This is a genomic window from Neisseria sp. HMSC070H10 (assembly GCF_001837635.1).
In the GTDB taxonomy this organism is placed as follows: Bacteria; Pseudomonadota; Gammaproteobacteria; order Burkholderiales; family Neisseriaceae; genus Neisseria; species Neisseria subflava_A.
In genome coordinates this window covers 162,009-188,320 of record NZ_KV833364.1, presented here as the reverse complement: position 1 = coordinate 188,320, position 26,312 = coordinate 162,009, and the positions used below count along the sequence as shown (strand labels likewise).

The following is a 26,312-nucleotide window of genomic DNA, read 5'->3' as shown; positions in this document are numbered from 1 at the left end:
TTTCATGTCGCCCGCCATCAACTGCCTTCAGACGGCCTCAATACAGACAAATATAAAAAAGGACGTGTCCAACACGTCCTTTTTTCCCTTTACCTTACAGGTAGAATTTTTCAATTACTTTCAGGTTTTCATCCAATTTGTACACCAGCGGCTGACCGGTTGGGATTTCCAAACCCATGATGTCTTCGTCGGAAATGCCTTCGATGTGTTTGGCCAACGCGCGCAGGGAATTGCCGTGTGCCGCAACCAATACACGTTTGCCGCTCAAGATGGCCGGAGCGATTTGATCTTCCCAGAAAGGCAGAACGCGCTCGAGGGTCACTTTGAGGTTTTCGCCATCAGGTACGACATCGCTAGGCAGGTTAGCATAGCGGCGGTCGTTGTGGGCGGAGTGAGGGTCTTTAGGATCGAGCAGCGGAGGCAGGGTGTCGTAGCTGCGGCGCCAGATGTGGACTTGCTCGTCGCCGTATTTTTCTGCGGTTTGTTTTTTATCCATACCTTGCAGCTGGCCGTAGTGGCGCTCGTTCAAACGCCATGATTTGATTTGTGGAACAAACAGTTGGTCGGATTCTTCCAAAACGATGTTACAGGTTTTGATGGCACGGGTCAGAACGGAGGTAAAGGCGATGTCGAACTCGTAGCCCTTCTCTTTCAGCTTTTTACCTGCTGCTGCGGCTTCTGCCAAACCTTGCTCGCTCAGCTTAACGTCGCGCCAGCCGGTGAAAAGGTTTTTCGCGTTCCATTCGCTTTGTCCGTGACGGATGAATACTAATTCCATGATAGTTTGCTCCAATGAAGTTTGGGAAAAGGTATTTATAGCACACTTTGCCGCCGCGCTGATAACGTCGGCGGTTTCTTTTGATATGTTGCAAGTTTGCTTCTAGTCTTCAGACGGCCTTGTCGGAAGGTAAACATCAAACCGCGTGCTTTTGCCTGTGTATTGATAAGCAGGTTTGCGCCCGTCGAGAAATTCGCCCAAGCGCGGGCGTTTGACGACAATGCGTTTTTTGGCGGTATTCAATGCCGCATCCAATAACTCGGCTTCATCTTGTGCCGAGCCGACCAAGTCGTGAAAGTAAGCCATTTCTTTTTTCACGGCGGCGGTTTTGCGACGCTCCGGATACATCGGATCGAGATACACCACATCGGGCATACCGTTTTCCATTGCCAATTCCTGCATCAAATCAACGGAATTGCCGAAATGCAAAGTAATGCGTTGGGCAATCTCCCGTGTCTCTTCACTTTGCCCCACCCTATTGAGGCCGTCTGAAAGTAGACAGGCAACCGCAGGATTTTGTTCAAAAGTGTGTACATTCAAACCCAACGAGGCAAGCACAAAACTGTCGCGCCCCAGTCCGCCGGTAGCGTCCCAGACAGTCGGTTGTACAGTGTGGTTGACTGCTTTGGCAATCAACTCGCCTCCGCCTTTAGTGCGCCGATAATGGGCGGCACCGCCATCAAAATCAACGCGGACACGGCCTTTTTCACCGGCGCGGCACAAACTGATGCCGCTTTCGTCAGCGATAAGGAAACTGCCTTCTTCAGGCTGCCGGTCGATAACGGTCAACCCGAACGGCTCGGTAAGGCTGCGAAGTTCGGCAGATGCGGTTTCGTCAAAATAAATCTTGTACATAAGGCTTATGTTTCAGACGGCCTTGAAAACTCAGGCCGTCTGAACGTTTTAATTGATGTCCAAGCGTTCCATGCGGTAGCGCATAGAGCGGAAGCTGATGCCCAAAAGTTTGGCGGCTTGGGTACGGTTGTAACGGGTTTGCTGCAAAGCCTGCTCGATGATACTGCGTTCCACTTGGTCGAGGTAATCCTGTATCTGCATGGTACGCGGATCAAACGGCGGAATGGGGCTGTGATTGAGCGTGGTTTCGCGCGCGTCAGGTTCGGCAATATCGTCAAAGGAAAAGCCGCTGCGTTCAGCCTTAACCTGTGGGGCGTTTTGAATCTGCAAGTCGTCCACTTGTATCACTTGGCCTACCGTCAACGCAACGGCGCGTTCAAGGATATTTTCCAACTCGCGGAAGTTGCCGGGGTAGCTGTAATGCAACAGGGCTTCTTGGGCTTTCGGGCTGAGTTTGTAGGTTTGATTGCCGTGACGGTGTTTATACAACAGATACAGAATCAGTGCGCCCAAGTCTTCGCGCATTTCGCGCAAAGGCGGCATGTGCAGGGTGACAACGTTGAGGCGGTAATACAAGTCCTGACGGAATGCGCCGCTTTCAACCAAAGCTTCGAGGTTTTTATGGGTTGCACAAATAATGCGCACATCCACAGAGGTTTCCCGCGCATCGCCGATACGGCGCACGGCTTTTTCTTGAATGGCGCGCAGGAGTTTGACCTGCATGGCAAGCGGCAAATCGGCAACTTCGTCAAGGAACAAAGTGCCGCCGTCAGCGTGTTGGAAAAAACCTAAACGGTCTTGATCCGCGCCGGTAAAGCTGCCTTTTTTGTAGCCGAAAAATTCGCTTTCCATCAGGTTTTCAGGAATGGCTCCGCAGTTGACGGCAATAAACGGTTTGTCAGCGCGGTCGGACAGCTCGTGAATCGTGCGCGCCGCCTGCTCTTTACCCGTACCGGACTCGCCGGAGATATAAACAGGAACAAGGCTGTGGGCCAATCTGCGAATCAGGTGGCGCACTTCGACCATTTGCGGCGAAGTACCCAACAGGCGCGGCATATCGTCCTCGCCTTCCAATATAGGTGCATCTTGTTGCAGAGCATGATTGATGCTGCCAGCCGAAAAACGCTCTTTTAAGGAATTGAGCCCTTCCGGAACAGTCAAAGGCCGGTTAAATTCGCTCTGTACACTCTTAGGAGGCGTAACGACAGGCTTGACCGGCTGAGGTTCGGGTTTATACAGGGCGGCAGAAACAGGCGCAGGCTGCGATTTGACTTTTTCAGACGGCGTGGGTTCGGCAGTATTGTCGGAAACCGATACTGCCGATTTAACCAATGAACGCAACTGCGACAGCGTAATCGGTTTTTGCAGATAATCAAACGCCCCTGCTTTCAAGGCTTCAACGGCTTGGTCGGCATTACCGAAAGCCGTAATCACGGCGACGGGCGTGTCGAGCATCAGTTCATCAATGTATTGGACAACCTCGAGGCCTGAGCCGTCGGGCATACGCATATCGGTCAACACCAGTGAATAATCGTTGTTGTCTAGCCTGTCTTTGGCTTCTTCAACACCAGCCGCAGTATCGACGCGCAGACCCATTTTCATCAGGGTCATTTCCATCAGGTCGCGGATGTCTGCCTCGTCATCGACAACCAAAACCGGCTCTTGCAATTTATTCATCCTGCGCTTGCTCCTTCGGTAAAATCAGTTCAAACCCGTTCATTTCAGGGTGATAATGCAGCTGCCCCATATTGGCGTGTGCCAACTCGCGTGCGACGTAAAGCCCCAAGCCGGTGCCTTGTTTTTCGGTGGTGTAAAACGGCTCGAACAGATGATTTCGTACATCGGGCGGCACGCCTTTGCCGTTGTCCGCCACTACGATGGAAATATGCATCCTGCCGCTAGAGCGGATAAGAACGGTAATGGCGTTTTCGTCCTGACGGCTGTGTCGCCAAGCGTTGTTGCACAAGTTCCACATCACTTGCTGCAAGTGCATGGAGTCAACCAATACGGTCAGGTTGTTGCCGTCCATATTCATGCGCAGACAGCCGATGGCATCGGGATTGTTTAAGGTAAATTCCTGCTTGAATTCCAACCAAAATTTCATCAGATTAATCGGCTGGCGGCTGATGTTGTCTCGTTTGTTAAGCAGGGATACGTCTTCCAACATCTTGTCGATACGTTGGATATTGCTGTCGATGATGTTGTAGAGCTTGGCCTTGAGCGGATCTGCCTCATCACCCTCTTGCAACAAATCGCTGGCATGACGGATGGCGGACATCGGGTTGCGGATTTCGTGGGCAAGGTTGGCAGTCAACTGTCCGAGCGAAGTCAGCTTGGTGGACATGGCCTCCGCAGCCACTTCACGCAATGAGCGGACATACAACATCAGCAGCTCGGTCTGCTCCTGAATCAGCGGAACGGCTCGAACGTGCATGGCGTGTTGGAAAATATGGATATCGGTTTCAAAAGGTTTGTCGGGTTGGCGCTGCCAACGTGCTACCAGTTCGCCAAACACGATTTCCTGCTGATCGATAATCAGGCTGGGGAAATAGATTTTTGCCTGTTTGTTAAACAGCCACACGCGTTGGGTCGCATCAATCACCACAACCGCTTCCTGTACGCGGTTCAAAACCAAATGGTTCAAGCCGCTAATACGGCGGTAGGCCAGTTGATGACGGCTGGCGGACTCTGTGGCCTGCTCCAGATAACGGGCAGCAAACGATGTCAGCATCGCCACCAGATAGCCTGCGCCGATCAGCATCGAAGAATTCACCATTGATTTCGCGTCCCAATTAAACGAATCGAAACGCATGCTGCCGTCTAAAAACAGGTTCAAAATAAACAGCATGGCCGTATAGCCTGCATACAGCATAGGGTAGTGGCCATAACTAAGCAGACACGACGTAGCAACAAACGGCAAAACCAAAATCCCGAAACCGGAAGCCGTACCGCCGGAGATATACACCAAAACCATCATCATGGTGATGTCGACCACGGCACTGGCATTGGGCAAATCCAAAGACTGCCACTGCCAGCCCGGGCGGAACACGGAGAGCATAATCAGGAGGAAATACAGCGTTACCCAGATATAAAACTCAACGTCCGGCAACGAAATGCCAATCAGGTTGCCACCCGTGTAGCTGCCGAAAGCGTGCAAAACCAAAAGCGGTAAGACGATGGCTATTCGGGCAATGTTGATTACACCGGGAATCCGCTCCCTCAGATTACCCAGTTCTTGAAGATTGGCTCTGTTCATAAATGAACCTTTTTTTATTATCATGCAATGTCGTATAAATTTAATTTATTTAGATATATTTGTTCTTGTTTCAGGACAAACTTTTCAGACGGCCTGATATTTCCAATACCTTGCCTTTTTTACCGCGTTTGCCGTCAATATCGGCAATACGCAGTTTTTCCTGATGTTCTGCACCGCGTCGGCCGACCGATACAACGGTAAATTCAGGAGAAGTCGTCACCATAATGTGTTCCAAAGATGCACCATCAGCCAACGACATCAGCTGCAAACCGCGGCCTTTAGGCATGACTTTAAGCTCGCCGATGGAAAACGCCAAGAGGCGGTGGTCGCTGCTGGCCAGTACGACTTTGCAGTCGGGATTGATCAGCGAAGAAGCATAGACGGCAACCGGCGGCAGGACGGTTTCGCCGCTGTCCACGGTCATCACCACTTTACCCGCTTTCACGCGTCCGACCATATCGGCCAACTTGGTGATAAAGCCGTAGCCGCCGCTGCCTGAAAGCAAGTAATGCTGTTCGGGCTGGCCGGTGAGCATGGCGACGGGTTTCGCGCCGTTTTGCAGCTCGATTAAGGATGAAACCGGTACGCCGTCGCCGCGTCCTCCGGGGATTTCGGCGGCATCGAGCGTGTAGGTTCTGCCCAATGAATCCAGGATGACGACGGGTAAAACAGTGCGGCCTTCAAGGGTTTGTTTGAGACGATCGCCTTCTTTGAACGCGGTTTGGCTCAAATCGAGGTTGTGTCCGGCGCGGCTGCGTATCCAGCCTTTTTCCGACAGGATCAGCGTGATGGGTTCGTCGGCGGTGGTTTGCGTCAGCACGGCGCGTCCGGCTTCTTCCACCAGCGTGCGGCGCGCGTCGCCAAACTGCTTCATGTCCGCCTGCATCTCTTTGATAATCAGCTTGCGTTTTTCGTTTTCGTCGCCCAAAAGGATATTCAGACGACCTTGTTCTTCGCGCAATTCGTTCAATTCTTTTTCGAGTTTGAAACCTTCCAAACGCGCCAACTGGCGCAGGCGGATTTCCAAAATGTCTTCGGTTTGGATTTCGGTCAATCCGAACGCCGCCATCAGGTCGGCTTTCGGATCGTCTGATTCGCGGATGACTTTAATCACTTCGTCAATGTGCAGAAAGACTTTCAGACGGCCTTCAAGGATGTGCAGCCGTTTTTCCACTTGGTTCAAACGGAATTTCAGACGGCGTGTTACGGTTACGATGCGGAAATCTAGCCATTCCTGCAAAATCGTTTTCAGGTTTTTCTGCGCGGGACGGTTGTCCAAACCCATCATCACCAAGTTCATGGAGACATTGCCTTCCAGCGAAGTCTGCGCCATCAGCGTGTTGATGAATGTATCGGTATCGATGCGGCTGGATTTTGGTTCAAATACAAGGCGCACAGGATGTTCGCCGTCTGATTCGTCGCGCACGCGGTCGATTAAATCCAGCATCAGCTTTTTGGTGTTGAGCTGGTCTTGGTTGAGCTGCTTCTTGCCTGCTTTCGGTTTCGGGTTGGTTTGTTCTTCGATTTCAGCAAGGATTTTGGCGGAATTGGCGTTCGGCGGCAGCTCGGTCACAATCACGCGCCACTGTCCGCGCGCCAGCTTCTCGATTTCATAACGCGCACGCACGCGCACGCTGCCTTTGCCGGTTTCGTAAATGCGGCGTAATTCATCCGCCGGCGTGATGATTTGACCACCGCCGGCAAAATCGGGCGCAGGAATGTATTGCATCAGGTCGGCGGTTTCCAGCGTCGGCTTTTTCAACAGCGCAATCGCCGCCTGCGTGACTTCGTTTAAATTGTGTGATGGGATTTCAGTCGCCATGCCCACCGCAATGCCTGATGCGCCGTTGAGCAAGACCATAGGCAGACGGGCTGGCAGGTGTACAGGTTCGTCAAACGCACCGTCGTAGTTCGGCACAAAATCTACCGTACCCTGATTGATTTCGGACAACAGCAATTCCGCAATCGGCGTCAGCCGCGCTTCGGTGTAACGCATCGCCGCCGCCCCGTCGCCGTCGCGCGAACCGAAGTTGCCGATGCCGTCGATTAAGGGGTAGCGCAAGGTAAAATCCTGCGCCATGCGCACCATCGCCTCATAGGCGGAACTATCGCCGTGCGGATGGTATTTACCCAAAATCTCGCCGACCACGCGCGCCGACTTCACCGGCTTCGCCCCCGCCGTCAAACCCATATCGCGCATGGCAAACAAAATACGCCGCTGCACGGGCTTTTGGCCGTCTGAAACTTCAGGCAGCGCGCGGCCTTTGACCACGCTCATGGCGTATTCGAGATAGGCGCGTTCGGCGTACTGACCTAACAGCAGGTAGTCTTCGCCGACAGGAGATGGACTTGGAGCGGAAATGTGTTCTGTCATCAGGATGGTAAAACGAAATCAATTAAAGAAGGATATTGTAAAGCAAAATCGGCAGTCATAGCCAATTTGAGTGATGAACGGTAGCTCGGCGGCAATAAGGCTTACCGAATCAAGTCGGCAAATATGATTTGTTTCGACCAAAAAGGCCGTCTGAAACCCTTTCATGTTTCAGACGGCCTTTTCATTTTGGTTTTAAATCAAAACTTCGTTATTCTGCAGTAGCCGATTTGGCCGCAGTTTTAATGGTTAAGGTCAACGCGGCGGCGATGGCCAGGGAAACACCGGCAAAAGTCATCGCGTTGGCAGGGTTTGAACCCAAGAAGGTTTTGTACACCCAGCCGAAAGATACGGTTTCAATCAGCATTGGAATCACAATCATCATGTTCACAATACCCATGTACACGCCGTAACGTTCTTTCGGAATAGAACCGACCACAATCATAAACGGCACGCCCATCATACTTGCCCAACCGACACCGAAACCAATCATCGGCGCAAACATCAGGTATTTGTTGCCGATGTGCGGAATGGTGAGCAAGGCCAGCGCGGCAAGGGTTACGGCAAAGGCGTGAACATATTTGGCGGCGTATTTGCGCGCCATCCACATCAGGCCGAAGGCGGAGATAAAGGTTACCACGTTGTAGAAACCGTTTACCAGGCCGGTCCATGCAACCGCTTGGCTATACGCTTCGGTATTTTCAACGGTCGAGTCCCAGACAGATTGGACGATACTGTGGGAAATATATTGCCAGTAGATGAAGAGCGCGTACCATTGAAAGAGATACACCAAAGCCAGTTGCCACAGGGCAGTCGGCATTTCGCGCACGGCAACGACAATATCTTTAACAGCATGGGCCGGACCGCTCGGCTGGGCTTTAATGGCCGCCATTTCTTCAGGGCTGGGCTCGCGTTCGGCTGTTGATAAAACGGTAACCAAAACCGAACCGATGGAGCAGACCGCACCAATATAAAACGAACCGAATACCCAATACGGAATGCCTGCTTCGGAAGTTTGTTGCAACCAGCCGATTTGTTGGAAGATGTAGAGGGAAACGTTGGCCAGGGTAATGCCCAAGCCGGTAAACACGGACTGCATCAAGAAACCGGTGGATTGCTGTTGTTCAGGAACGGTATCGGCAATAAAGGCACGGAAAGGTTCCATTGCCGTGTTGTTGCTGATGTCCAAGAGCCACAGCAGCAATACGGCCACCCACAAGGCGGTAACGTGCGGATAAATAAAGAGGCAGAGGCTGCAACCGATGGCGCCGATCAAGAAATACGGACGGCGGCGACCCAATCCCGGCACCCAAGTGCGGTCACTCATCGCACCAATCATCGGCTGCACCAGCAAACCGGTAATCGGGCCTGCCATATTCAAAATCGGCAATTGGCTCGGGTCGGCATGAAGAAAGCTGAAAATCGGGTTAATCGCAGTCTGCTGCAACCCGAAGCTGTATTGAATGCCGAAGAAACCGAAGTTCATCAGCATAATCTGGCGAAGTGTCATCGCCACTTGTGGGGAGATTTTCATAGGAAGGCTACTCCTGGATAATAAACTATGGAAACAACAAACTCCAATTTCAGCGGTATGACGCTCTTATTGTATTGGGCCGCCTTTTTCAATGAGGCAACCCTGTTTTCAGACGGCCTTTATTTTGACCGTTTATATAATCTTGTTTTGATGTGTGTTTGTGTTGTTTGAAGCTTATTTTTAGGCCGTCTGAAACTATTTATTCATCACAGACTGACGCCAGATGGTTTCCCCAACGACCTTGACGGGCTGAGCCGTACCGGCCGGATGTTCGATGTATTGGAACAGCAAATCCGCCGCCATTTCACCCATACGCAGATAAGGCAGCTCGGTGCTGGTCAACGGCGGAAACAGCGTTTCCGCAATCGCGCTGTGGTTATCATATCCGGCAACCGAAACTTGCTCGGGAACCCGCACGCCGCGCGTCCTCAAAATCCCGTACACGCGCACTGCCATTTCATCGTTACCGCAGCAAATTACCGTCGGCGGAAGCGGCAAAGACAGCAGCTTCAAAATAGCCGAAATCAAAGACCCGCTGTCGTTGCTGAAGTCAGGATAACCAGTTTGCACCAAATCAGGATCGAAGACAATATCCGCATCTGCCAAAGCCCGGTGGTATCCGGCCAATCTCAATCTCGTTGCTTCTACGCCCGGCTGCAAAGTCACATAAGCAATCCGTTTGTGTCCGCTTTGAATAATTCGGCGCACCAAGCCATACTGCCCTGCTTCGTCATCCGGCAAAACCGACGGCGTACCTGCCAAATCAAAACAGTTGACCAACACCATCGGACAACGGTTGGGCACTTCCGGTAGCAATACTTCCTGATGGAAACCTGCCACATATAAAATCCCCTCGGCACGATGCTCCATAAAGGTACGAATCAGCGGCTCCATCTGACCGGGCTGCCCCGACTTGTTGTCGATGTCGGCAATCATCAAAATCTTGCCTTGTGCGCGAATCTGCTGCTGAATGCCCTTAATCAAGAACATATCCGGAATGCCGTGTCCGCCCGTATTCTCACCCGTCCGCGAAATGGCGCCGGTAATCAGGCCGACCAAGCCAGAACGGTGGGACCGCATAATCCGCGCCACAGAAGACGGGATATAGCCCAAAGCGGCAATCGCTGTTTCTACTTTGGAACGGGTTTTATCGCTGACCGGCGCATCGCCGTTAATTACCCGGCTGACCGTCTTGGGAGACACCCCGGCATAAGCAGCGACATCATAAATTGTAGCCATCTTACGAACCCGCCCCGACAGGATTTCAATAATGTTACATAGGATAACACAGCAGACATCGGTGTCATACCCCCTTTTTTACAGAAACTTGATGATAATCAACCATTTCTATTGCATTTTGCATACATTTCTTAAGCAAAACCGACCCTACCACCTCCCAAAAGTTGTGCAAATTTGTTAAACTACAAACAACTATAAAAAGCAGAAAATAGATACCCTGCTTGTTTACCGTTACATACTAAGGAAACGAGATGTCCTCATACTCAGACGCATGGCAGGCCTTGGAAACCCATCATGCCGATACGCAACACATTACCCTGCGCGAACGCTTCGCCGCAGATGCCGAACGTTTCAATAATATGCACGAAATTCTGTATGGTTTGTTATTTGATTACAGTAAAAACCGCCTAGATGAAAATACCCTTGATTTATTGTGCCAACTGGCCGAAGCAGCCGATTTGCCACAATATATGCAGGCCATGAGCAGCGGCGAAAAAATCAACACCAGCGAACACCGCGCCGTCCTCCACACCGCCCTGCGCCTGCCGGCCAATGCCCAACCCATTTACGTCGACGGCGAAAACATCGTGTCCAAAGTTCATCACGAACTCAACCGCACCCTCGAATTCGCACGCCAACTCCTAGACGGCACCCACGCAGGCATTACCGGCAAACCCATTACCGACTTGGTTCACATCGGTATCGGCGGCTCCGATTTGGGTCCGCGCATGGCCACACAGGCGCTGCAACCTTATTGGCAAAACATCCGCGTCCACTTTGTCAGCAACTCCGATGATGCCGACCTGACCCAAACCCTTCTCGGCCTCAACCCCGAAACCACCGTATTCAGCATTGCCAGCAAATCGTTCCGCACACCGGAAACCCTGCTCAATGCCTATGCGGCGCGTACTTGGTACCGCGATGCAGGTTTGCCTGATTCCGGCATCTACCGCCACTTCTGCGCCATTTCCGCCGATGTGGCCGCTGCCCAAAACTTCGGTATCTCCCCCGACAAAGTCTTCGCCATGTCCGACTGGGTCGGCGGCCGCTATTCCGTCTGGTCGCCCATCGGCCTGCCTCTGATGGTTGCCGTCGGCGAAAAAGCGTTCCGCAAAATGCTGGCCGGCGCACACGCGATGGATACCCATTTCTTCGAAACACCATTCCGCCGCAACATTCCCGTCCTGATGGCGCTCATCAATGTTTGGTACAACAACTTCCAATATTCAGACGGCCAAACCGTTGTCCCATACAGCCACAACATGCGCCTCTTTACCCCATGGCTCAACCAACTCGATATGGAAAGCCTCGGCAAACAGCGTACATCAGACGGCCAACCCGTTTCCTGCACCACCGGCGGCATTGTCTTTGGTGATGAAGGTGTCAACTGCCAACATGCCTACTTCCAGCTTCTACACCAAGGTACGCGTCTGATCCCCGTCGACTTTATCGTCCCCATGACCACAATCTACGGCAACCACCGCCAACACCGCTTTACCGTTGCCAACGCCTTTGCCCAAGCCGAAGCGCTGATGAAAGGCAAGACCTTAGACGAAGTACAAGTCGAATTAGCCGCCCTGCCCCAAGACGAACGCGACCGTCTTGCGCCGCAAAAAGAATTCCCCGGCAACCGTCCGAGCAACAGCCTGCTCATCGACAGCCTGACGCCTTTCAACCTCGGCATGCTGATGGCAGCCTACGAACATCGCACCTTTGTTCAGGGCGTGATTTGGCGTATCAACCCCTTCGACCAATGGGGCGTGGAATACGGTAAAGAACTGGCCAAAACCATCGAGCCCGAACTCGAACGCGGCACGCCGGCACACGACAACTCCACCAACGGTCTGATTGCCTTCTACCGCAACTGCAACGCAGCATCGAAGGCCGTCTGAAAATAAAATATCCGTAAAACAAACATATCTGCTTGTCTTACGGACATTTCAAAACCCTATCGGCTTGTTCCAACAAAAGGCCGTCTGAAACTTTATCCATTCAGTTTCAGACGACCTTTTATTATTCAATAAAGATAGCAGAAGTTGATTCGCCATATCCCCCATCTTTGCTACAATATCCCTTTTCTTTTTTATTGATTCCACTATGACAACCGCACCCCAACCCAGCACTTGGCGCAAGATTTTTTCGCGCAAAATGCTGATTTGTATCTTTACAGGCTTCACTTCGGGGTTGCCGCTTTATTTTCTGATCAACCTGATTCCGGCATGGTTGCGCAGCGAACATGTTGATTTGAAAACCATCGGCCTGATGGCACTTATCGGACTGCCTTTCACTTGGAAATTTATCTGGTCTCCCGTCATTGATTTGGTCAGATTACCTTTTTTAGGACGGCGACGCGGTTGGATGCTGGTTACGCAAGTTGGTTTGCTGCTGACCTTGCTCGTTTACGCCTTCCTAAATCCTGCTCAGCATTTATATGTAATTATGGGCTTATCGTTGGTGGTCGCCTTTTTTTCTGCCAGCCAAGATATTGTATTGGATGCATTTCGCCGCGAAATTTTGTCAGATGAAGAATTAGGCTTAGGCAACTCTATCCACGTCAATGCCTACCGTATCGCCGCTTTGGTACCCGGCTCGCTCAGCTTGATCTTGGCCGACTTGATGCCTTGGCACAACGTATTCATCATTACTGCACTATTTATGCTGCCCGGTCTGCTGATGACCCTGTTTTTAGCCAAAGAGCCTGACATTCCACCATCTGTGTCGCGTACATTTGCCCAAACGGTTTCCGACCCTTTTAGTGAGTTCTTCTCCCGCAAAGGAATCAAACAGGCCATATTGGTATTGCTGTTTATCTTTCTCTACAAACTGGGCGACAGCATGGCCACTTCTTTGGCTACACCGTTTTATCTGGACATAGGCTTCAGCAAAACCGACATCGGCCTCATTGCCAAAAATGCCGGCTTATGGCCTGCTGTCATTGCCGGTATTGTAGGCGGTATTTGGATGATAAAGCTCGGTATCAACAGGGCTTTGTGGGTTTTCGGCGTAGCCCAATGGGTAACGATTCTAGGCTTTGCCTGGTTGGCAAATTTTGGCAAGTTTGAAACCATCACACTGACAGAGCAAATGATGCTTGCGGCCGTGATTGGTGCAGAAGCAGCGGGCGTAGGTCTGGGTACAGCGGCATTTGTCGCCTATATGGCCCGTGAAACCAATCCTGCTTTCACGGCCACACAATTGGCCCTCTTTACCAGCCTGTCAGCTGTTCCCCGTACATTTATCAATGCTTCGGCAGGCTATCTGATTGAAGCGATGGGTTACTTCAATTTCTACTGGCTGTGTTTTGCTTTGGGCATACCCGGCATGTTGCTGCTGTTTAAAGTGGCACCATGGAATGGCGACAAAGCGAATACCCGTTTGCAAGGCTAAATCTCCTTAACAAACAAAAGGCCGTCTGAATAGTTCAGACGGCCTTTATCATATAAAAACTTTATTCTGCTTCAGGTTTGACAGTGCTGCGGACATCGCTGCTTTTTTCTTTATGTTTCAAAACAGCGCGGTCGAGTTTGTCCATCAAAACATCAATTGCGGCGTACATATCCTGTTCAATCGCTTCAACGTGCAAATCTTTGCCTGCCAGATGGACATCGGCTTCAGCTTTTTGATTGACTTTTTCCACCGAGAGCGTAATGGTCACGGAAATGATGTTGTCGGCGTGGCGGCTGATTCGTGCCAACTTGTCGGAAACGTAGTTTTTGATGGCTTCGGTAACATCAAAATTCAGACCGGTGATTTTCAGATTCATGATACAGCTCCTTCGGTTGATTAGTCCGTCAAAACGGATCGGAATATATCTACTCGGTAAATTTTCGTTTGTGTGCCGGTGGTATGTCTAATGATTCTCTATATTTAGCAACTGTACGTCTGGCGATTTCAATGCCGCGTTGTTTTAATAATTTAACGAGGGTCTCGTCCGAATAGGGTTTGCTGCTGTCTTCACTTTCAATCAACTGGCTCAATACGGCTTTGATTGCGCCTTGGCTGAACCCTTCGCCGTCATCGTCGGCATTGACTGCCTGTGTGAAGAAATAGCGTAACGCAAACAGGCCGCGCGGGCAAGACAAATATTTCTGGTTGGCAGCGCGCGAAATGGTACTTTCCGCCAAACCCAATTCGGCGGCGGCATCTTTCATCAGCATGGGCGACAGTCCAATTTCTCCGAAGATGAAAAAATCTTCCTGATTTTTGACGATATACTCGGCAAGGCGGAGGACAGTGCTTTTACGCAGCTCCAAAGAATCAATGCGCTGTTTGGCTTCGTTGATTTTTTCCTTCCACTCCGGTGCGCCCTCTTCCGCTGATTTCATCAGGTCGCAATACTCCTGATTCAGCTGCAGCTTCGGCCAAGCCGCCTCATTGCTGATGACTTCCCAGCCGTCCTTGCCCTCTTTGACCCAAACGTCAGGCTGAATATAAGGCGTAGGCGTGGCAGAGGCGAAACCGTAGGCCGGATAGGGATTGAGCTCGGCAATCATATCGAGCGCGGCTTCTATGGTTTCGCTGTCGGTATCGGGATAGAGTTTGCGGAAACGCAGAACGTTTTGTTTGCGGTTTTTGCCTAACTCTTGAAGCGAACTTTGCACCAAATGCGCGGCCATTTGTCTAGCCGGAGAAGCCGGCAAACGCATTAATTGCAGCATGAGCGACTCGGTCAAATCGGCAGCCGCTACGCCGGGCGGCTCAAAGGTTTGCAATACATCCAGCGCATTTTGCAGGGCTTCTTCGTCTAACATCCAATCCAACGGCGTGTGGTCGATGATTTCTTCGAGGCTGTCAGTGAGGTAGCCTTGTTCATCCAAAAAATCAATCAAAACGTGAACATAGGCCGCTTCCACTTGCGAGAGCGGATGCTCGCACACTTGGGCATGCAGATAGTGTTTGAAATCCTCTTCTTCGGCGATGTTGCTCCAAATATCTTCGGCATCGTCGCCACTCAACTGCTGACCTGCGCGCGGCATGGTTACCGCACGGTTGAGCCCGCTATCGGCAAACTCATCAGTTTCCGGACGCTCAAGCAGAGGATTGTCCAACAACCAGTCTTCCACTTCGCGCTCAAGCTCAAGACCCGACATCTGCAAGATGCGCAAAGACTGCTGCAGCCGCTGGTTGAGCTGCTGGGTCTGTTTGAGTTTAAGGACGAGTGAAGACATAGTGTTTTTTTTTTCGAAGTGTATAGATAGTTTTTCAGACGGCCTTTGTACGGAGGGCCGTCTGAAAAACTAGGTTATAGGTATTATATTTGTATTCTTAGTAATTATTTCAATATTTACAGATACCCTCAATTGAAATGAGAGCCTCATGTGAAACCGGTTTTACGATTGCCGTCAAATATGCATTCAATATTTGAAATTTTCACCCAAGTAAACCGAACGGACTTGTTCATTGTTGACCAAATCATCCGGCTTGCCTGAAGCCAATACCGTACCGTCGCTGATAATGTATGCCCGGTCGCAGATGCTGAGGGTTTCGCGCACGTTGTGGTCGGTAATCAATACGCCGATACCGCGTGATTTGAGGAACTCAATGATTTTCTGAATATCGATGACGGCAATCGGGTCAACGCCGGCAAAAGGTTCGTCCAACAAAATGAAACGCGGCTGCATGGCCAGCACGCGTGCGATTTCGACACGGCGGCGTTCGCCACCGGACAAAGATGGCGCAGGGTTGTTGCGCAGGCGCTCGATATTCAAATCTGCCAACAGTTTTTCCAGTTCGGCATCGATGCGGCTTTTGTCCTTTATGCTGATTTCCAAAATGGCGCGGATATTTTGTTCCACGGTCATTTTGCGGAAAATCGAGGCTTCCTGCGGCAGATAGCCGACGCCGAGGCGGGCGCGTTCGTGAATGGGCAGGTGGCGCAACTCTTGTCCGTCCAACATCACGCTGCCTGCATCGGCGGCAATCAAGCCGACAATCATGTAAAAACTGGTGGTCTTACCCGCGCCGTTGGGGCCGAGCAGGCCGATGACTTCGCCGCTTTCGATTTCAAGGGAGAAGCTTTTGACGACTTGGCGTTTTTTGAAACTTTTTTGCAGGTTTTGAACCACAAGACGGCTGTTGTTTGCGCTCATATTCTGTTGACTTTCGATATTGACCTCAGGCCGTCTGAACCTTTTTCAGACGGCCTTTTTGTGTGTTTTCTTATTTGTTTTTCTGCGTGCTGGACGGCTGGATGACAACGCTGACGCGGCCGGATTTGGCGGCGGATTTCACACCGGATTTGGCGCTGCCGTTGATGGTGTAAACCTCGGTTTTGGTGTTGTAAGTGATGACCGCACCTTCGGCCACATCACCGCCGCGCTGTACTTTGGCATTGCCGGACAGGGTAACCAGACTGGCTGCGGAAGAATACGTTACAGTATTGGCTTGGCCGTTGACCACGCCTTTGCCGCCGTCCAACTCTTGGCTGAATTTGACGGGCGAACCGGTGGCTTTCATCAACTGCTCGCTTTTGTCGTTGCGTGAAACGGTTACGCTGCCGGCACGGATATTGAGCGTGCCTTGTTTGATGATGACGTTGCCGGAAAAGGTGGTGCTTTGGTTGTTTTGGTCAAGCGAGCCTTGGTCGGCTTCGATTTGAATCGGCTGCTTGCTGTCGCTTTGCAGGGCAAAGGCCGGGCTGGTGGCAAAAACGGCAACAAGGGCTAAGGTTTTACAAATTTTTTGTATCATAAATTGTGGCTTTCACTTTGGAAGGGAAATTCAGCAAACCGGTTTTGTGGTCATAAGTCATGCCGTTTGCCTGACCGCCGGACTGTCCGTATTGGAAAGTAACGGGGCTGTCGGTATGGGCGTATTGCGCTTCGGTATCGACATTCAAACGTTCAGTTTTGACGATGCCGGCCAAACGCTTGGCATCTGCCGCTTTGTTTAAGACGACATTTTGTTCAAAAACGACTTTTTTGTTTTGAATATTGTACGCAGCCTTGTCGCTGCCGACTTCGTACAACAGGCTGCCGTCGCGGTAAAACGAAAGATGCGGTTTGTACAAATGCACATCCGCGCTATTCGGATATTGGACGGCATCAACTGCGCTCAGGTTTTCTTTCAGACGGCCTTCTTGGTCAAAACGTTTGCCGTTGATGCCTTTCATCGAATATTGCGGCTCATTCGGATTGAGGACGACTTCTTCGACTTGCACTTCGCTGATGCGGCCGAGCCACGCCGCCAGTGCGCCAAGTGAAACGGCCAACACCAGCGGAAAGGCGATTCCGTAACGCCATCTGATTTTCATCGTACATACTCTTTCAAAGCAGGTTCAAGCGTACCTTGCGCCTGCATAATCAAATCGCACACTTCACGCACCGCGCCTGCGCCGCCGGATCGTCGGGTTACATAATGGGCATATTGCAAAGTAAACCAATGCGCTTCGGGGACGGCGACCGCCAATCCGCAACGCACCATCACGGGCAAATCGACAACATCGTCGCCGACAAAGGCGCACTCATGCTCCTCCACACCGGCCTGTTCGCGTAATTGGGCGTAGGCGGCACGTTTGTCGTGAATGCCTTTGAAGTAATAGTTGATACCGAGCTGCTTCACGCGGATACCGACGGAAGGCGCATCGCGGCCGGTAATAATCGCTGTTTGCACGCCGCTGGCCTGAAGCATTTTCAAACCGTGTCCGTCCAAAGTGTGGAACGATTTGATTTCTTCGCCATTGTCGCGGATAAAAATGCGGCCGTCGGTCAAAACGCCGTCCACATCCAGTATCAGCAGTTTGATACCTAAAGCGCGTTGTTGCAGGTCGGAAGAGAGGTTTTGCATAAGGTTTCCTTATTTCAGACGGCCTATTCTAGCATAAGGCCGTCTGAAAACGTTTTTGCCGTCGTTTCAGACAATTCGTGCCATCAATAAATCGTGCATGTTCAGTGCGCCAATCAGTACGCCGTTTTCTTCGACCACCAGCAAACCGTTCACATGGCCGCTTTGCATAGCTTTCAAAGCTTCGGTGGCGAGACGATCGGCAGAGATGGTTTTCGGAGAGGCGTGCATGATGTCGTCCACTTTCAAACCGGCAAAGCTGTCGCGTTCTTGAAACAGACGGCGCAAATCGCCATCGGTAAATACGCCTTTCAGACGGCCTTCGGCATCGGTTACCGCCAACATGCCCAAGCCTTTTTCACTCATGCGGACAATGGCTTCTTTCAACGGCGTACCCAACAAAACGGCAGGCAGGGCTTCGTCTTTGTGCATGATATCCGCCACGCGCAGCAACAGGCGCTTACCCAAGCTGCCGGCCGGATGGCTTAAAGCAAAATCGTCCGGCGTAAACGCACGCGCCTGCAGCAATACCACTGCCAGCGCATCCCCCAACGCCATCACGGCGGTCGTACTGGAAGTCGGTGCAAGGCCGAGCGGACAAGCTTCTTTGGAAACTGCCGCGGTAATATGGATATCGGCATGGCGCGCCATGGTCGAAGTCGGATGGGCTGTAATGCAGATCAGCGTGATGTTTTTGCGTTTCAACGCCGGAATAATCGCCGCAATTTCATCGCTTTCACCGGAATTGGAAATGGCAACCACGACATCGTGGTCCACAATCATGCCCAAATCGCCGTGCGCCGCTTCGGCAGGATGGACGAAAAACGCAGGCGTGCCTGTCGAAGCCATGGTTGCCGCCATTTTGCGGCCGATGTGTCCGGACTTGCCCATGCCTGTAATGACGACCCTGCCCTTGCAGTGCAACAACGCTTCTGCCGCACGGACAAAATCATGGTTCAAAGCCGCCGCAATTTCACGCAAACCTTCGGCTTCCGTATCCAATACATCGCGCGCCCAGTCGAGATAAAGTGTGTTTTCCGCCATCAAAGCCACCTTTCGTGCTTGAATTTAGGTTTGTTTTGCCCAAATTAATCGGCTGTAAACTGTTCAAATTCATCGAATCGGCGTAGCATTACCGCCACTTCACAAACAAACCTATTATGTAAAAGGAATCAGAGATGACTATTTTATCGGACGTTAAAGCATTAGGACAACAAATCTGGTTGGACAATCTCTCCCGTTCGCTGGTACAAAGCGGCGAATTGGCAGAAATGCTGAAACAAGGTGTGTGTGGCGTAACTTCCAATCCTGCCATTTTCCAAAAAGCCTTTGCCGGAGATGCCCTGTACTCCGATGAAGTAGCCGCGCTCAAACAACAAGACCTGACCCCGAAACAACGCTACGAAACCATGGCGGTTGCCGACGTACAAGCCGCCTGCGACGTATGTCTTGCCGAACACGAATCTACCGGCGGCAAAACAGGATTCGTCAGCCTCGAAGTTTCGCCTGAGTTGTCCAAAGACGCACAAGGCACGGTTGAAGAAGCGCGCCGTCTGCACGCCGCCATCGGCCGCAAAAATGCCATGATTAAAGTACCGGCAACCGACAAAGGCATCGAAGCACTCGAAACCCTTGTTTCAGACGGCATCAGCGTCAACCTGACCCTGCTTTTCTCCCGCACCCAAACCCTTAAAGCCTATGCGGCCTACGCGCGCGGCATTGCCAAACGTTTGGAGGCAGGGCATGACGTTTCCCATATCCAAGTTGTCGCCAGCTTCTTTATTTCCCGTGTCGATGCCGCGTTGGACGCTACCCTGCCCGACCACCTCAAAGGCAAAGTCGCCATTGCGCTGGCCAAAGCCGCTTATCAAGATTGGGCGCAATACTTCGGCAGCAGCGAATTTGCCGCACTTGCAGAAAAAGGTGCCAACCGCGTCCAACTTCTGTGGGCATCTACCGGCGTGAAAAACCCTGCCTATCCTGACACTTTGTACGTTGACAGCCTGATTGGCGCCCATACCGTCAACACCGTTCCCGATGCCACACTCAAAGCCTTTATCGACCACGGTACCGCTAAAGCCACTTTGACCGAAGGTGTGGACGAAGCCCAAGCGCAGCTTGCCGAAACCGCCAAACTCGGCATTGATGTCGAAACTTTGGCAACGCGTTTGCAGGAAGACGGTTTGAAACAATTTGAAGACGCTTTCGCCAAACTGCTTGCTCCCTTGGCTTAAGCGGATTGAACGGACGGCCGAGAAACTTAAATCATTTTGAAAAGTCTCAGGCCGTCTGAAACCCAAATTCGGGCGTGTACGGCACGCCCTTTTCTATCACGATTTGAATACCGTGCAGGCATACTGCCCCTGCCCTACAAAACCACCCTGCCATGTATATAGGACGTTTCGCCCCCAGCCCTACCGGCCTGCTTCATGTCGGCTCCCTACTGACTGCCGTCGCCTCCTATGCCGACGCGCGCGCTCATCAGGGCAAATGGCTGGTCCGCATTGAAGACCTTGACCCACCGCGCGAAATGCCCGGCGCCGCTGCCGATATTTTGCGCACGCTCGAAGCTTTCGGTTTTGAGTGGGATGGCGAAGTCGCCTATCAAAGCCGCCGTTACGACCTGTATCAAGACACCCTCGACCGCCTCAAAGCGGCCGGGCTGGTGTATCCCTGCTATTGCAGCCGAAAAGACTGGCAGGCGGCGGCAACACATGGCGCAGACGGATTTGTATATAACGGCCGTTGCCGCAATCCTCAGCAAAGACCCGACACGCAAAACAAAACTCCGGCATGGCGCATTCAAGTTCCCGATCGCGTAATCGGTTTTTCAGACGGCATTGTCGGATATTACGCACAAAATCTGGTACACGACATCGGCGATTTTGTCCTGCTTCGTGCCGACGGCTATTGGGCATATCAGCTTGCAGTGGTTGCCGACGATGCCGATCAAGGAATAACCCATATTGTCCGCGGTCAGGACTTGCTCGTTTCCACGCCGCGCCAAATCTATCTGCAACAATGCCTAGGCGTTCCCACCCCGGCCTACGCCCACCTTCCCCTACTGACCAACAACCAAGGGCAAAAATGGTCGAAACAAACCCTTGCTCCGGCTTTGGATTTGAATCAAAAAGAACAGCTTCTCCGCCAAGTCCTAACCTACCTCAACCTACCCGATGCACCTACAGTGAACCGTCCTCAAGAATTGCTCGATTGGGCGGTGGTGCACTGGCAAATGGACAAAATCCCAAAATCGTCCATTATCACGGACTGAATTAGCATGATTACAACAAAATTACTCTAGGTATTACAATATTTCATAAAATTATGTAAGTAATCTTCCGATTCATCCCAAACCATGCCCAAGAAGCGAAAAATCATGTATATTTTAAAAATTTCCTAAAATTGTCACAAACTGATAATTTCAAGCTTACAACAACATACGGCTGACGCGTTATTAAGGACGATAAAGCGCGGCAGTTCTCCCACGATACAACAAAAAGAATACCGCTATGCCAAGTGCCATTATTGTAGAAGACGAAGTATTAGCAGCAGAACGCTTACGTGTATTATTGGAAGAGTGCAATGTCGTACTGCTCAACGTCTTTCACCATGCCATGCCAGCATTGGAGTGGCTGAGCGTCCACGAAGTCGACATCGTCTTTGCCGACATCGGCATGCCGGAAATCGACGGTCTCGAGTTTGTCGAACGCATTAAGCGTACCGCCAAACGCCAGCCGGAAATTGTATTCACCACAGCCTACGAAGAACACGCCCTGCGCGCGTTTGAGCTGGCTGCCGCAGACTATCTGCTCAAACCAATCAAAATGACCCGCCTGCAAACCGCGCTTGACCGCATCATCGAGAAAAACCGCGAAAAAGCAGACAGTTTCACCCATTTCAAAGTGTACAACCGCGAACGCATGGTTGAAATCCCATGGCAACAGGCGCGCTACCTGATGGCGGAACACAAAACCGTCTATCTGTTTACCGGTGACGGCCAAAGCTACGAATTACCGAAAACATTGGTTTACTGGGAAGAATTGCTGGGCGATAAAGTCATCCGCATCCACCGCAATGCCCTCGTCTTCCGCCACACCCTAGACAGTCTGATTCGACTGGACGATGACGAAAACGATGAATCCGCATCCACGTGGAGCGCTAAAATTCTCGATATTCCGACCCCGTTGCCCGTCAGCCGCCGGCAACTCTCCACCCTGCGGAAAATCATTAAAAACAGCATCTAACAATGCGCTCCTTGACTCGTTCTCTTTAAATCAAAGGCCGTCTGAAAAGATACTTTTCAGACGGCCTTTTAACTTATCAGCCAAATGGTAGAAATTTAAAAAAAGAATAGTCCAAATCTGTCGTTTAGCTCTATCCAAGCTTTCAATTTGATCAAAGCTTGTTTTGCCCTCAAACAAGCTTTTCTATCCACCAATCCAACATTTTTGAATTACTACTACTCAACAGAAAAGGCCGTCTGAAAAAATTCAGACGGCCTCGATGCTTAAGCCTTACCAATTAAAAGAACAATTCACGCCAGCTGATGCGTTTGAGTCCGCATGTACGGCCTTCTACTTTCAGGCTGACCAGTTGGTTAGACAAGAGACTGCGATCACCCTTGGTTGCGAAACATTTATTGTTTGGCACGCTCGGCGTAGCGTTCAGCTCCTTATCCGTACCCGTGCCGCCGCTATCGCCATCGGCAGTTACCGGAGAATCGTCGGCTTTGCTGGAATTCAGATAAGTAAAATTGATAACGCCATCAAAAGTCATACCGTTGGCGTAATAAATCTGACCATTATTTTCACGTTTGAAAAATGTGCGATCCTTATCCTTACTGGAGATACGCGCATCACGCAAGCCTAAACGTCCGCCGTTTTCGGCATTTACGCCCAGAATAATCGTTTTCGCAGTCGTTTGTTCGGACTTACTGTCCGGCAAACAAACATCGGTACCGGAAGAATCGGGATGAATTGTTTTGGTTTCATACTTACGGATGGTCAGAACAGCTGTACGCAAAATCATCGTCGGTTTGACAGTCACACGTTCATTCGGACCTAAAGTCAGACTCCAGCCTTTTTTGCCTTCACCAACCTTATTATTGCTGACATAAATGTGTTCGCCGTCACTTTCTCTGGTTTGCTGTTCCAACTCACTGCTGTTTGCCAAAACCGCTTTTTTAGATTCATCAGTAGACACATCGTCGTAAATACCATAAACGGCATTGATTTGTCCGTTGGTACCTTCTAGTTCATTCTGATAAATCTCGCTACCCGTACCAAAAATAACGACATACTTGTCTTTACCGCGACGGGAGACCGCAGGCGCAGACGTAATCGGTTGATTACCCGAGCCTTGGAAAATCATTTGTGCCGACCATTCAGACGGTGTTTCACCACTCAAGTCGAAGCGGAACATATTACCGTAACGGTCACCTGCATAAGCAATATCGACAATACCGTCAAAATCGGTGTCTACCAAAGTGGGGGTAGAGAGGCCCCCTTTGCCATTGTGAACAGGAATTCTGCGCAAGAGCTTGCCGGCTTCTTTAGAAAAAGAAACATTAGTGCCAGTATTTTTCGTCCCTGCCTCTTTCCCTGTCATATCATAGACATATAAAGCCGTGTCATTATCCTCACTATTCACGTCTTCAGTACGATAACCGCTGGCCAAAAAGCCCGCATAACGCACATTCGATTCCAGATTAACCGGAGTAGTATCGCGCTTGATGGAAACACGGCCGATTTGTGTCGAACCAATGGTATAACCCAGCTTATTGCCAGTGCCTTTTGCAGTTTCAAACAAAGGTACAGTCGTATTCCAACTACTACTACGAACACTGTCAGCCACTGCACCAATATTCAACGCATACGCACCGCGTCCACCCTGACCCATCGCACCAAACATAAAGGTTTGCTTCTTATCAGGCGTTTGACGGAGAACAAAACCACCATTGACCATATAGCGGTGTGGTTGTCCTTTTGTGGAACCATAGCCCTCACGAGCAATATCCTTCAGGACTTTACCCAAAGTTGTCGCTTGACCTTTCTCGTCCTCGCGCTCCATGCTTGCCGGGATATAGCTGAGTTTCAGGTCATAAGGATTGCTTGACGTATCATTACGACGGAAAATATGTACCATGCCATCATTGGCAGCGGCGACCAAAAACTCTTGACGGCCTTTATCCTTATTCCCAATAGCTGCAACCGAACCGTCTAAAATATCGCCCAAATTACGTTCATCTTTATTTGGATCATTAGGGTCAGTCGGACGGACACGATAAGACTGGCTATAATCTTTTGCTCCTGCATCCGCTTTAATGGCTTCATCAGTACCTACTCGGCCAGTCCATTTCAGCAATGCATTTTTCCATTCCAACTTATCTTCTGCACTGCCGTCTGAAATGCCAAAATCAGAATTTTCAGCCTCATTATCTGCAACGCTATCGATGAAATAGGTTTTCCTGCCATCATTAACCAAAGTGAGGCGGTTATTAAATGATGGCTGGTCAAACTCTGTCGTATTGATAGGCGTACCATTGCGGTTTAATTTATAAAACCGCAACTGACTGCTCCAAGAGCCGGTATTCAAATGAACCGTTGCAGCCATATTGGGAATACCTGTACTGGTCGTCACCGGCGCAGTTGAAGCTGCCCCTTCAAATTTCATTATTTTGCTGTCAGTTTCAATATTGTCGATAATGGTTTTAAAGGCCTCAAGCAACTTTTCAGGTTTTGCGGCATTAAAATACCAGTCTGGGCGACTGGCACCCTTTTCCAGATAATCTCTCCCGACTTTAGAGATTCCCTCACCAAAGCCCACGGTAAAAGTCTGAACCAATTGCTTGCTATAATCTACGCCCTTAGGATCGCTTGGATCACCATCCCAGCTCTTGCCTGCAGCATCTCGACGATCCTCTGGCTTAATCGCAGCATCTAGACGATTTTCTGACTTAATCGCAGGTTTAATATCTTTTTCTGCCAAAGTCTGGCTAAAGAAACGCATACCGCGTTTTTCATCCTCATAGTTCCTATCCCAATAAGGAACAATAATTTCGCCAATGCCTTTGACTTCTCGTTTACCATCTTTTTCACCTAAAAGCACCCAATCCCCTGAATCATCTTTTGCATAATCAGTATATTGGCATTGAAACTTTTTCTCCCCTTCAAGAGTATTCAATCTCGGATCATAATTTGGCAGATCAAAATATCCTTCAAGGCCGTTTCCTGAAAAATATTTGCCTTCCCCATGTTTTTTTTCATAAGCTTTTACTTCAGACGGCCCGAAATATTCATAGACCTCATCCGAGCTACGATCAATAGCACGGTAATAGTTTGAATAATAATATTTTCGGTCATAATTGAAATTAGTATTGTCAGAATTACTTGGATTTTCTCCAGAGGCCTGATTGCTACAACTCATATTGGCATCGCCATCAGAAACCACGACAACATAAGATTTCTGACAGCGGTATTTGATATTCGGTATAACAAAATTTTTGACGACTTCATAATAACGGCGCGTTGTCGGCGTAGCTTGGTAAGCCAACATCTCATCTACCTTCTTACTGACATATTCCCAGTTCCGATCGGCAGAACCATCCGTAAAGCCTTCAGTATCCTTCATATCGCCTTTGGTATCGTCGGGTTTAGACAGTTTTACATATGCGTAAAGAGCATTATCCTTTTTCCTTTTTTCCTCATCCCATTTCCAATACCGAGGATTATTATGTAAAGTCTGCAAGCCCCAGTTAAACTGATCTTTATACCGCTCCAAAACCTGCTTTAATGCCGATTTTGCAATATTGATTTTTCTATTCTTATCATCTACACGATATTCACCCTTGGCATCAGCCAACATACTGCCCGAATCATCAATCAAAAACATAATATTATGCTTGACTTTGGGCTGGCCAATAGGCTCGTTTACGTTTTTCAGGTAAAACGGAATTTCGGCAAAACCATTCTTTTCTTTAGATTGCTGGGTATTTGCCTGAACGGAAAAGCTAATGAGGGCTAAAGCGGAAGCGATGCTTGCATGAATGAGGCGATGGCGGCCTGATGGAGCGTTTTGCATAATGTGTTCTTTTTTCATCGGATAATCTCAGTTAAAAATGACGTTGTTTTTATTTTTTATGGGGCTACGATTTTAGCATAAACAGCCTGTTTCATGTTTGATTCGGCTGAATTTCCCTAAGCGCGCATTTCAAGCACAACAAAAATGAAACAATCCGCCTGCTCAGTTTTAAGACGGCCTGACTGAATATTTAGTTCAACCTTATTCATCAGGCATTCCAAAAGCAAGGGACTGTACCGTAAAGATAAAACGTTTTTAAATTATCGATTATTGGCTCTACGCTTGAAATTCCTATTACTTTGACTTAAAATACACTGCTTCTACGGCATAGACCGCTATGTCTGAAAAAGCACGTTACACAGCAAAATCAAAGCTGCGGAGCGTGTTTTTTTTTAGCCGAGATTTCCGAAGGCTG

The 26,312-nt window shown here is 50.1% G+C and carries 20 protein-coding genes; 5 read left to right on the top strand and 15 right to left on the bottom strand.

Annotated elements, in window-relative coordinates; all coding sequences use genetic code 11:
- Positions 1 to 94 precede the first annotated feature (94 nt).
- The 7 genes from HMPREF2606_RS03870 to HMPREF2606_RS03840 form a co-directional block, all read right to left on the bottom strand.
- Entirely contained in the window at positions 95 to 778 is a 684-nt protein-coding gene (locus HMPREF2606_RS03870) for a 2,3-diphosphoglycerate-dependent phosphoglycerate mutase (protein WP_003679823.1), read from the bottom strand.
- Between the two features lie 102 nt (positions 779 to 880).
- Positions 881 to 1,633 (bottom strand): class I SAM-dependent methyltransferase, encoded by a 753-nt coding sequence (locus HMPREF2606_RS03865; protein ID WP_070585113.1) that lies wholly within the window; start codon positions 1,631 to 1,633, stop codon positions 881 to 883.
- Between the two features lie 48 nt (positions 1,634 to 1,681).
- Positions 1,682 to 3,310, bottom strand: coding sequence for a sigma-54-dependent transcriptional regulator (locus HMPREF2606_RS03860; RefSeq protein ID WP_070712141.1), 1,629 nt, complete (start codon positions 3,308 to 3,310; stop codon positions 1,682 to 1,684).
- Positions 3,303 to 4,889, bottom strand: coding sequence for a two-component system sensor histidine kinase NtrB (locus HMPREF2606_RS03855; protein WP_070712140.1), 1,587 nt, complete (start codon positions 4,887 to 4,889; stop codon positions 3,303 to 3,305). Before HMPREF2606_RS03855 ends, HMPREF2606_RS03860 begins: the two co-directional genes overlap by 8 nt.
- Before the next feature lie 70 nt (positions 4,890 to 4,959).
- On the bottom strand, positions 4,960 to 7,263 hold the full coding sequence (gene parC, locus HMPREF2606_RS03850; RefSeq protein ID WP_070712139.1) for a DNA topoisomerase IV subunit A: 2,304 nt from the start codon (positions 7,261 to 7,263) through the stop codon (positions 4,960 to 4,962).
- Positions 7,264 to 7,471: 208 nt separating this feature from the next.
- A complete protein-coding gene (locus HMPREF2606_RS03845) occupies positions 7,472 to 8,794 on the bottom strand; it encodes an MFS transporter (RefSeq protein ID WP_070712138.1) in 1,323 nt (440 codons plus the stop codon).
- A gap of 195 nt (positions 8,795 to 8,989) precedes the next feature.
- Positions 8,990 to 10,033, bottom strand: a complete 1,044-nt coding sequence (locus tag HMPREF2606_RS03840) for a LacI family DNA-binding transcriptional regulator (RefSeq protein ID WP_070645886.1) — start codon at positions 10,031 to 10,033, stop codon at positions 8,990 to 8,992.
- Between the two features lie 251 nt (positions 10,034 to 10,284).
- Between HMPREF2606_RS03840 and pgi the strand changes: the two genes are divergently transcribed.
- Together pgi and HMPREF2606_RS03825 are read left to right on the top strand one after the other, a co-directional pair.
- Complete coding sequence (pgi, locus tag HMPREF2606_RS03835) at positions 10,285 to 11,925, top strand: glucose-6-phosphate isomerase (protein WP_070712137.1); 1,641 nt, start codon at positions 10,285 to 10,287, stop codon at positions 11,923 to 11,925.
- Positions 11,926 to 12,130: 205 nt separating this feature from the next.
- Entirely contained in the window at positions 12,131 to 13,420 is a 1,290-nt protein-coding gene (locus tag HMPREF2606_RS03825; protein WP_283122339.1) for an AmpG family muropeptide MFS transporter, read from the top strand.
- Positions 13,421 to 13,481: 61 nt separating this feature from the next.
- Here HMPREF2606_RS03825 and raiA read toward each other — a convergent pair whose 3' ends face one another.
- The 7 genes from raiA to HMPREF2606_RS03790 all read right to left on the bottom strand — a co-directional run bounded on the left by raiA (position 13,482) and on the right by HMPREF2606_RS03790 (position 18,859).
- Positions 13,482 to 13,796 carry a ribosome hibernation-promoting factor, HPF/YfiA family gene (gene raiA / locus HMPREF2606_RS03820; RefSeq protein ID WP_070712134.1) on the bottom strand — a complete coding sequence of 105 codons (315 nt, stop codon included), beginning with the start codon at positions 13,794 to 13,796 and terminating at the stop codon, positions 13,482 to 13,484.
- Between the two features lie 49 nt (positions 13,797 to 13,845).
- The gene (rpoN, locus tag HMPREF2606_RS03815) at positions 13,846 to 15,201 is read right to left on the bottom strand and encodes an RNA polymerase factor sigma-54 (RefSeq protein ID WP_070712133.1); all 1,356 of its coding nucleotides are present in this window, start codon (positions 15,199 to 15,201) and stop codon (positions 13,846 to 13,848) included.
- 186 nt (positions 15,202 to 15,387) lie between these two features.
- Positions 15,388 to 16,122 (bottom strand): LPS export ABC transporter ATP-binding protein, encoded by a 735-nt coding sequence (lptB, locus tag HMPREF2606_RS03810; protein WP_063069323.1) that lies wholly within the window; start codon positions 16,120 to 16,122, stop codon positions 15,388 to 15,390.
- Between the two features lie 70 nt (positions 16,123 to 16,192).
- Complete coding sequence (lptA, locus tag HMPREF2606_RS03805) at positions 16,193 to 16,723, bottom strand: lipopolysaccharide transport periplasmic protein LptA (RefSeq protein ID WP_070712132.1); 531 nt, start codon at positions 16,721 to 16,723, stop codon at positions 16,193 to 16,195.
- A complete protein-coding gene (lptC, locus tag HMPREF2606_RS03800; RefSeq protein WP_070712131.1) occupies positions 16,704 to 17,285 on the bottom strand; it encodes an LPS export ABC transporter periplasmic protein LptC in 582 nt (193 codons plus the stop codon). Before lptC ends, lptA begins: the two co-directional genes overlap by 20 nt.
- Positions 17,282 to 17,818 carry a KdsC family phosphatase gene (locus HMPREF2606_RS03795; RefSeq protein ID WP_003686818.1) on the bottom strand — a complete coding sequence of 179 codons (537 nt, stop codon included), beginning with the start codon at positions 17,816 to 17,818 and terminating at the stop codon, positions 17,282 to 17,284. The genes lptC and HMPREF2606_RS03795 overlap by 4 nt, the downstream gene beginning before the upstream one ends.
- 66 nt (positions 17,819 to 17,884) lie before the next feature.
- Positions 17,885 to 18,859: a KpsF/GutQ family sugar-phosphate isomerase gene (locus HMPREF2606_RS03790; protein WP_070459486.1), complete on the bottom strand. Its 975-nt coding sequence runs from the start codon at positions 18,857 to 18,859 to the stop codon at positions 17,885 to 17,887.
- Positions 18,860 to 18,993: 134 nt separating this feature from the next.
- On the opposite strand from HMPREF2606_RS03790, the gene tal reads away from it, so the two are divergent.
- The 3 genes from tal to HMPREF2606_RS03775 all read left to right on the top strand — a co-directional run bounded on the left by tal (position 18,994) and on the right by HMPREF2606_RS03775 (position 22,062).
- Entirely contained in the window at positions 18,994 to 20,049 is a 1,056-nt protein-coding gene (tal, locus tag HMPREF2606_RS03785) for a transaldolase (protein WP_070712130.1), read from the top strand.
- A gap of 152 nt (positions 20,050 to 20,201) precedes the next feature.
- Positions 20,202 to 21,089 carry a tRNA glutamyl-Q(34) synthetase GluQRS gene (gluQRS, locus tag HMPREF2606_RS03780; protein ID WP_070712129.1) on the top strand — a complete coding sequence of 296 codons (888 nt, stop codon included), beginning with the start codon at positions 20,202 to 20,204 and terminating at the stop codon, positions 21,087 to 21,089.
- 238 nt (positions 21,090 to 21,327) lie between these two features.
- Positions 21,328 to 22,062 carry a LytR/AlgR family response regulator transcription factor gene (locus tag HMPREF2606_RS03775; protein ID WP_070459495.1) on the top strand — a complete coding sequence of 245 codons (735 nt, stop codon included), beginning with the start codon at positions 21,328 to 21,330 and terminating at the stop codon, positions 22,060 to 22,062.
- 277 nt (positions 22,063 to 22,339) lie between these two features.
- Here the strand turns inward: HMPREF2606_RS03775 and pilC are convergent, their stop codons facing one another.
- On the bottom strand, positions 22,340 to 25,915 hold the full coding sequence (gene pilC / locus HMPREF2606_RS03770) for a PilC family type IV pilus tip adhesin (RefSeq protein ID WP_070712128.1): 3,576 nt from the start codon (positions 25,913 to 25,915) through the stop codon (positions 22,340 to 22,342).
- Positions 25,916 to 26,312 lie beyond the last annotated feature (397 nt).